Source organism: Actinoplanes utahensis, assembly GCF_016862455.1.
Taxonomy (GTDB): domain Bacteria; phylum Actinomycetota; class Actinomycetes; order Mycobacteriales; family Micromonosporaceae; genus Actinoplanes; species Actinoplanes utahensis.
Window position 1 is genome coordinate 1 of record NZ_BOMZ01000140.1, and the last position, 1,623, is coordinate 1,623.

1 rRNA gene is annotated in these 1,623 nt (G+C 55.5%); it reads left to right on the plus strand.

Annotated elements, in window-relative coordinates:
• Window positions 1–61: 61 nt before the first annotated feature.
• Window positions 62–1,623 (plus strand): 23S ribosomal RNA (locus Aut01nite_RS43015); the annotation flags it as partial.

Consider the following 1,623-nt stretch of genomic DNA (forward strand, 5'->3'; position numbering starts at 1 on the left):
AGGTTGTGGGTTGGTCGTTGGTTGAGAATTGCACAGTGGACGCGAGCATCTTGTTTTTTGTGGTTAAGTTGTCAAGGGCGAACGGTGGATGCCTTGGCACCAGGAGCCGATGAAGGACGTGGGAGGCCGCGATAGGCCTGGGGGAGCTGCCAACCTAGCTGTGATCCCAGGGTGTCCGAATGGGGAAACCTGGCACGAGTCATGTCGTGTCATCCATGCCTGAATTCATAGGGCATGTGAGGGGAACGCGGGGAAGTGAAACATCTCAGTACCCGTAGGAAGAGAAAACAACCGTGATTCCGTGAGTAGTGGCGAGCGAAAGCGGATCTAGCCTAAACCTTATACGTGTGATAGCTGTCAGGCGTTGCGTGTGGGGGGTTGTGGGACCTGTTCGAGGTTACTGACATTGCCTCGAGGAGTTACAAAGCTAGCTGCTAGTTGAACGGCGTGGGAAAGCCGACCGTAGAGGGTGAGAGTCCCGTAAACGAAAGTTTCTAGCCTCCTTACAGTGTTCCCGAGTAGCAGCGGACTCCTAGAATCTGCTGTGAATCTGCCAGGACCACCTGGTAAGGCTGAATACTTCCTGGTGACCGATAGCGGACAAGTACCGTGAGGGAATGGTGAAAAGTACCCCGGGAGGGGAGTGAAATAGTACCTGAAACCGTTCGCCTACAATCCGTCGGAGCCTTGAGGGGTGACGGCGTGCCTTTTGAAGAATGAGCCTGCGAGTTAGTGGCATGTGGCGAGGTTAACCCGTGTGGGGTAGCCGTAGCGAAAGCGAGTCTGAATAGGGCGTCTTTAGTCGCATGCTCTAGACCCGAAGCGGAGTGATCTAGCCATGGGCAGGTTGAAGCGTGGGTAAGACTGCGTGGAGGACCGAACCCACCAACGTTGAAAAGTTGGGGGATGACCTGTGGTTAGGGGTGAAAGGCCAATCAAACTCCGTGATAGCTGGTTCTCCCCGAAATGCATTTAGGTGCAGCGTCGCGTGTTTCTTGCCGGAGGTAGAGCACTGGATGGTCTAGGGGGCCCACAAGCTTACTGAAATCAGCCAAACTCCGAATGCCGGTAAGTGAGAGCGCGGCAGTGAGACTGCGGGGGATAAGCTTCGTAGTCGAGAGGGAAACAGCCCAGATCGCCAGCTAAGGCCCCTAAGCGTGTGCTAAGTGGAAAAGGATGTGGGATCGCATGGACAACCAGGAGGTTGGCTTAGAAGCAGCCACCCTTTAAAGAGTGCGTAATAGCTCACTGGTCAAGTGGTTCCGCGCCGACAATGTAGCGGGGCTCAAGCACACCGCCGAAGCTGTGGCATTCACACATTAACTTCGCTTGAGGACTTGTTTCTCTTGTGCAGGTGTGTGGATGGGTAGGGGAGCGTCGTATGGCGGGTGAAGCGGCGGAGTGATCCAGTCGTGGACGCCATACGAGTGAGAATGCAGGCATGAGTAGCGAATGAAGGGTGAGAACCCCTTCCGCCGGATGACCAAGGGTTCCAGGGCCAGGCTAATCCGCCCTGGGTGAGTCGGGGCCTAAGGCGAGGCCGAGAGGCGTAGTCGATGGATAACGGGTTGATATTCCCGTACCCGCAAAGAAGCGCCCAAGACGAACCTCATAGTACTAACC